Genomic DNA, 6223 nt, shown 5'->3' on the forward strand with positions numbered 1-6223 from the left:
GGCCGGGACCGGGGTCGCTGCCCCCGGCCCCGCCCGCGCTCCGCGACGAGGCCGTTGAGCTGCCTAGACGGAGGGTGGTGTGGGCTCGCCGCGGCCGGCGGCGGAGGCGCCCGCGCGGTCCTGGGTACCGGGGAGGCCTCGACCGTTCGCGCTACTCCCCGTTGCTGGATATGCGGCTTCGTCCGCATTTGTCACTGGCAGGCCGGCGCGCGGACGGTGGACCCAGCCGTGTTCGTCGGCCCACACGAGAATGGGCGGCAGAACCACCAGCGCGGACAGCAGCGCGACCGCCACGTTCAGCGCGACCAGCAGGCCGAAGTCGCGCAGCAGCGGCAGGGAGCTGATCGCGAGCACGCCGACGCCGATGACGGCCGCCATCGCCGAGACCATGAACGCCCGTCCGGTGCGGGCGGCGGTCCGCTCCGCCGCCTGCCGGGGGTCGTGACCGTGGCCGCGTTCCTCGAGATGCCGGAACACGAGAAGCGTCGTGAACTCGGAGCACAACGCGATGATCAGTGGACCGCTCACGGCGGTGAGCGGGCTCAGGTCGACGCCGATCGCCAGGGCGATGAGCGAGCTGAGCCCGACCGCGATGAGCACCGGCACCAGCGACAGCGCCGCCCGCACCAGGTTGCGGTGCACCAGCAGCAACAGGAGGAAGACCGCGATCAGGGCGTAGTAGGTCAGCTCCGCCCGGTTGTGCTTGAAGCTTGCCACCAGGCCGGTGCCGACGACAGCCAGCCCGGACGGCGTGGCCCGGATGCCGGCCGGCGGGTGGGTGTTCGCCCGGATGTCGGCGACGACCGCGGCCCGGCGCTCCAGCGAGCCCGAACCGGTACGGAAGACCATGTTCAGCGCGTTGTGCTGGAGGTTGACGGTGCTGCGCTGGATGTCGGGCGGCGCCACTGCGTAGGCGGCCCGGATGTCCTGGCCGGTCGGCATGATCGTCGTGGTGTTCGGGACCTCCATCAGGTAGCCCACGATCGTCACCAGGCTGGAGGTGTCCACGAGGTCGCTGCGGTGCGTGTCGAGCTGAGTGTTCGCGAACCGGCCGACGAAGGCGGCGGTCGCGTCGTCGAAGACGTTCGGCGTCTGCACGTAGACGCCCAGCTCGCTGGCCGAGCCGGTGCGCGCGCGCAGCGTGTTGATGTCCTTGATGACCTGGCTGTGCTGGTTGACCCACTTCTCCGGGTCGGTCTGGACGGTCAGGTGGCCGTCCGCCGCGATCCCGCCGGCAAAGATCGCCACCGCGGCGACGACCAGCGGGATGGCGGTGATCCGCGGCAGGCCGCCGAGGCGGACGACGAGCCGCCCCAGCGGGCCGTGGGTGTAGTCGCGCGCCGCGGTGGGCCGGCGCCGCTCGCGGGCGTCAAGAGTGGCGGCGAGCAGCAGCACGGTGGCGACGACGATCACCGGCAGGCCGAGCGCGAGCAGCGTCCCGAAGTCCCGGATCATCGGAACCTGGCTGAACTCCAGGGCCAAGAAGGAGAGCATGGCGGCGACCGTCGCGGCCGCCAGCGCCCAGCGCAGCCCAACCAGCGCGGCGACCACCGGGCTGCGAGCACGGTCGAGCTGGGCCTCCTCCTCGATCCGGCTGTGCAGCTGCACCGCGAAGTCGATGCCCACGCCGAGCAGGACGGGCAGGCCGGCGATCGTCACCACCGACAGCGGCACCCCGACGTACCCGGCGAGGCCGAAGGCCCAGACGAGGCCCACGGCGACCGCGCCGAGCGGCAGCAGCCGCCAGCGCACCGCGAACGCGGCCAGCAGCAGCCCGGCCATCAGCACCAGCGAGAGGGCCCCGAGGGTGAGGAAACCGCCACGCAGGTAGTCGTTGATGGTCCGGAGCAGGACGGGCGCGCCGGTGGTCATCACCTGGGCGTGGTCGAAGGTCAGCCCGGCGGTGGCCTGCTCGACCACGCGGGCGCCGTCGCCCTCCTGCGTCAGCGACGCGTTGCCCCGCAGCCGGGTGACCATCTGTGCGGTGGATGTGGTCGGGAAGAACGGCTCCAGCGACTTGCGCACCGCGCCGGTGTTGTCGTGCAGCAGGACGTCGATCCAGGCCGGGTTGTCGAGGGTCCGCCGCGGCGCGGGGACCGCGTTGATCCGTTCCAGGGTCCGCAGCGAGTCGGCGAGGCGGCGCTGCGCGGACGCCTTGTCGGGATCACGGCTCTGCGCCCGCAGCAGGATGCCGGCCGCCGGGCTCTTCAGCGCGTCGCCGCCGGCCCCGCTCACCAGTTTGTCGGTGAACTCCAGGGCGGTCAGCGGGGTGACCACGGACTCGATCCGCGGGTCGGCGTCGAGCCGCTTGCGCACGTCCTCGAACTGCCTGACGTTGCGCGCGGTGAACAGGTCGGCGGTGCTCGACCCGGGCGCGACGGTGAACAGGGTGATCATCGCTTCACCGCCGAACAGGGACTGGTACTCGACGTTGTCCCTGGCGATCCGCGAACCGCTGTCGAGGTAGTTGTCCTGGCTGGTGGTGAACTCCAGCCGGGTCAGCCCGAACCCGAGGCCGACGGTGATGAGCAGCATCACCAGGGCGACCACGGCGGGTCGCCGGCCGGCGCGGATCAGCCGTGCGCGCGGCGACGCGGGTGCGCCGGTTGCCCGGTCGGGCCGGTTCGGCGAGTCGTCTTCGGGGGTGGTGCTTGGGGGCATCGGGCACGCTCCGGAGTCGTCGATGGCCTCCGGACCAGCGCGAGGCGGGAGATCCGAGGTCCGCACCTCTGGATGTATAACGCACGTCACACTTGGGCGGGAACAGCTCTGCTGCCTGAACCTTTCGTGCACTCCGTGCGAGACCACCTAAGTGCTATGCGTAGTTCTCGGCGGCATTCGTACCCACTCTGGACACGTAGTGAAGTCGCGTCAACCTCTTCGGGCAGCAGGTGACCTGGATGCCGAGGGGCTGATCGACTGCCTGTCGGATGTCCGACAGGTCGGTCAGAACGTCTGTTCTGCGTAGAGAAACCGACTGGTGCGGGTTCCCTGTCGTTCATGTCCGGGTAAGAAACGCGCTGCACAGGCCCGGATCGCCCGCCCTGCCCCAGTCGCGTCGGGTATGCGGTTGAGCGTCGGACGTCGAGAAGAGCTTGCCTGACTGAGCCGTATCTCACAGGTAGTTCGCATGCGTCCTTACCGATCGGTCGGTAGGAACGACGGAGTGGGTTAACGGGGCGTGTCGGCGTGGGGAGGCGCAGATGTTGCGGAGCCGCTCATGGTGAGCGCTACGAGCCAGGCGATACTCAATGCTCCAAAGCGGTCCGGCCAGTTGGCGGACGGCTCCGGCCAGGGCCGGCGCGGCCGGGCGATCGCCGTTCTGCGTTCGAGCGCGTTCGTCCTCAGCCAGATCGTGCTGCTGGCCTCGCTGTACGTGCTCTACGACCTCGGGCGGCACTACGCCGTCGGCCGGGAGTCGGAGGCTCTGCACCACGCGCGCCGCATCTGGAGCCTCGAGCGCCTTTTCGATCTCCCGAACGAGTCGTCGATGCAGTCCGTGGCGCTGCGATCGACACATCTGCTCGAGTTCGCGAACCGGTTCTACATCACGGTGCACTTTCCAGCGGCGATCGTGTTCCTGCTCTGGGTACTGATCATGCACCGGCCCGCGTGGAGCCGGGTACGGACGGTCATCGTGATGTCCACCGGGGTGGCACTGCTCATTCACATCGCCTATCCGCTGGCGCCGCCGCGTTTCCTGCCGCGGATGGTGCCCGACATCGACCTCGTCGACACCGGAGCGGTCTTCGGGCCGTCGCCCTACGGGCCGCACGACACCGTCGCCAACCAGTACGCGGCCATGCCCAGCCTGCACATCGGGTGGGCGATCCTGGAGGCGTGGGGTGTCATCACCATCCTGCGCACCCGGGCACGGTGGCTCGCCATCGCCCATCCGGTGATCACGACGCTGGTCGTCGTCGTCACCGCGAACCACTACTGGATCGACGGCATCATCGGCGCAGCGCTGGTCGTCACCGCCGTCCAGCTCACCCGGCCCGAGGTGCAGGCCCGGCTGCGGCTGTGGGCGATCACGTTGCGGCTGCCCGTCCGCGGTCAACCCACCGGGCTGGCCAGCGTGGCCGTGGCCGGCGGAAACGACGGTGCCGCCGCGGCCGGGGTGCCGCCGGCTCGGCAGTACGCCGACCGGGAGGGGCTCACCGCACGCCGGCCGCGCGCGACGTCACCGGCCGCGACGACGACACCGGCGGCCGAGGTGGCGCGGGGCGACGTTCCCGCGGACTGACCCCGGTCAGGACAGCCGTTCCACCACCAGCGCCATGCCCTGGCCGCCGCTGACACACATCGTCTCGAGGCCGATCGTCGTGTCGGTGTTCCGCAGGCCGTTGACCAGCGTCGTCAGGATGCGTGCGCCGGTCATGCCGACCGGGTGACCCAGCGCGATGGCGCCTCCGTGCACGTTCAGCTTCGCGAGATCCACGTCGAGCTGGCGATAGGTGGGCACGACCTGCGCGGCGAAGGCCTCGTTGATCTCGACGAGATCCACGTCGTCGATCGACATCCCGGCCCGGGCGAGCGCCCGCCGGCATGCCTCCACCGGGGCGAGCCCCATGATCTCCGGCGACAGCGCGCTGACGCCGGTGGAGACGAGCCGGGCCATCGGGGTCACGCCGAGTTCGCGGGCCCGGCTGTCACTCATGACGACGATCGCCGCCGCGCCGTCGTTGAGCGGGCAGGCGTTACCCGCGGTTACCGTGCCGTCGGGGCGGAACACCGGTGACAGCGCGGCCAGGGCCTCGACGGTCGTGCCCGGCCGCGGCCCGTCGTCGCTGTCGACGACCGTTCCGTCCGGCAGCCGGACGGGGGTGATCTCGCGCTTGTAGAAACCGTCGGCGACCGCCCGCTCCGCGAGGTTCTGCGACCGGCAGGCGAAGGCGTCCTGCTCGGCGCGGCTGATCCCGGTGAGCTGGGCGACGTTCTCCGCCGTCTGGCCCATGGCCATGTACACGTCGGGGAACTCCCCGATGTCCCGCGGATCCGTCCACGGCAGGCTGCCGGCCAGCGCGCGGGCGGCCGTGCGTTCCTGGGCGGCGGCGTAGCCCGGGTTCTGGGTGTCCGGCAGGCTGTCGCTGTTGCCCCGCAGGAAGCCGCTGATGACCTCGACCCCGGCCGCCACGAACACATCACCCTCGCCGGCCCGGATGGCGTGCATCGCTGTCCGGATCGCCTGCAGGGACGAGGCGCAGTAGCGAGCAACGGTGGTGCCCGGAACCCCGTCCAGCCCGAGAGTGACGGCCACGACGCGGCCGATGTTGTGCCCCTGCTCGCCGCCGGGCAGGCCGCAGCCGACGATCAGGTCATCGATCCCGGTCGGGTCCACCATCGGCACCTGGTCGAGCGCGGCCCGCACGATCGTCGCGGCCAGGTCGTCCGCGCGCAGGCCGGACAACGAGCCCTTGAAGGCCCGTCCGATCGGTGATCGGGCGGCGGCGACGACAACGGCCTCGGGCACGTGCGCCCTCCCGACACTCGGCGCCGTGTTCGGGGAACACGGACGCACCCGACCAAATGATCAAACCTTAGCGCGATCCGACGCCACGGGTCGCGGCTACGAGCGGTCGCCTTCATGGTCCAGGTGGCGCCGGCCTACGCTGCGATCAGCGGGACGGGGACGACGCGAACGGACGATCGATGCGTTCTGGACCTGCCATCGCCGGCGGCGCTGGCCTGTCGCCGGGATCGGCGGCGGACCTGCGCGCCCAGGCCGCCACCCTGTGGCGCCTCGCGACCGAGACGACCGCCGCGGCGCACGACCTGGCAACCGTGGCCCTCGTGGTGGCCCGAACGGGGGAGTCGCCCCTGCGGGAGCGGCTCGACAGCGACCTCGCCCGCTGGGCGCGCCTGCTCGAGCACGACGCCGAGGTGTTGCGTCACCGGGCGGTGTGGCTGGATCACCTGGCCGTCGGCGAGCCAGGCCGGGCGACGCCGCCGCCGGGTCGGGCGCCGAGGCAGCCGGCGCCGGTGGAGTGGGTGGGCCGGCCGCCGACGCGACGGCCGCCGATGAGGCGGATGCAGTTGGAGGGGTCACATACGGGGGCGGTACCTGGCGCGTGGCCCGGGCCGCGGGCGGCCGAGGGCACGGCGCTCGAGGTTGAGGACAGCGCCTTCCCGCTGCTCGCCGGTGTGACGTGTTCGACGACGCCAAGCGCGCGTTCGAGGGCACGAACGTCGCCCTGCTCGTCGGCGCCCGCCCGCGGTCGAA

4 protein-coding genes are annotated in these 6223 nt (G+C 71.4%); 2 read left to right on the top strand and 2 right to left on the bottom strand.

The window, feature by feature from the left end:
- Window positions 1-63: 63 nt before the first annotated feature.
- Window positions 64-2661, bottom strand: coding sequence for an efflux RND transporter permease subunit (locus MXD58_RS17625; protein ID WP_248838479.1), 2598 nt, complete (start codon window positions 2659-2661; stop codon window positions 64-66).
- Window positions 2662-3220: 559 nt separating this feature from the next.
- Between MXD58_RS17625 and MXD58_RS17630 the strand changes: the two genes are divergently transcribed.
- Window positions 3221-4246 (top strand): phosphatase PAP2 family protein, encoded by a 1026-nt coding sequence (locus tag MXD58_RS17630; RefSeq protein ID WP_248838478.1) that lies wholly within the window; start codon window positions 3221-3223, stop codon window positions 4244-4246.
- Between the two features lie 6 nt (window positions 4247-4252).
- Here the strand turns inward: MXD58_RS17630 and MXD58_RS17635 are convergent, their stop codons facing one another.
- Window positions 4253-5473: an acetyl-CoA C-acetyltransferase gene (locus MXD58_RS17635; RefSeq protein ID WP_248838477.1), complete on the bottom strand. Its 1221-nt coding sequence runs from the start codon at window positions 5471-5473 to the stop codon at window positions 4253-4255.
- Between the two features lie 179 nt (window positions 5474-5652).
- Between MXD58_RS17635 and MXD58_RS31720 the strand changes: the two genes are divergently transcribed.
- On the top strand, window positions 5653-6223 hold a 571-nt coding region (locus tag MXD58_RS31720; protein WP_518478304.1), incomplete at its 3' end, for a hypothetical protein.

Origin of the sequence: Frankia sp. AgKG'84/4, assembly GCF_023242965.2 — a bacterium.
GTDB lineage: Bacteria > Actinomycetota > Actinomycetes > Frankiales > Frankiaceae > Frankia.

What these genes read in the sequence shown, in the direction of transcription:
- MXD58_RS17625 (WP_248838479.1), bottom strand. Translation starts at nt 2,661, where the DNA reads ATGCCCCCAAGCACCACCCCCGAAGACGACTCGCCGAACCGGCCCGAC.
- MXD58_RS17630 (WP_248838478.1), top strand. Translation starts at nt 3,221, where the DNA reads ATGGTGAGCGCTACGAGCCAGGCGATACTCAATGCTCCAAAGCGGTCC.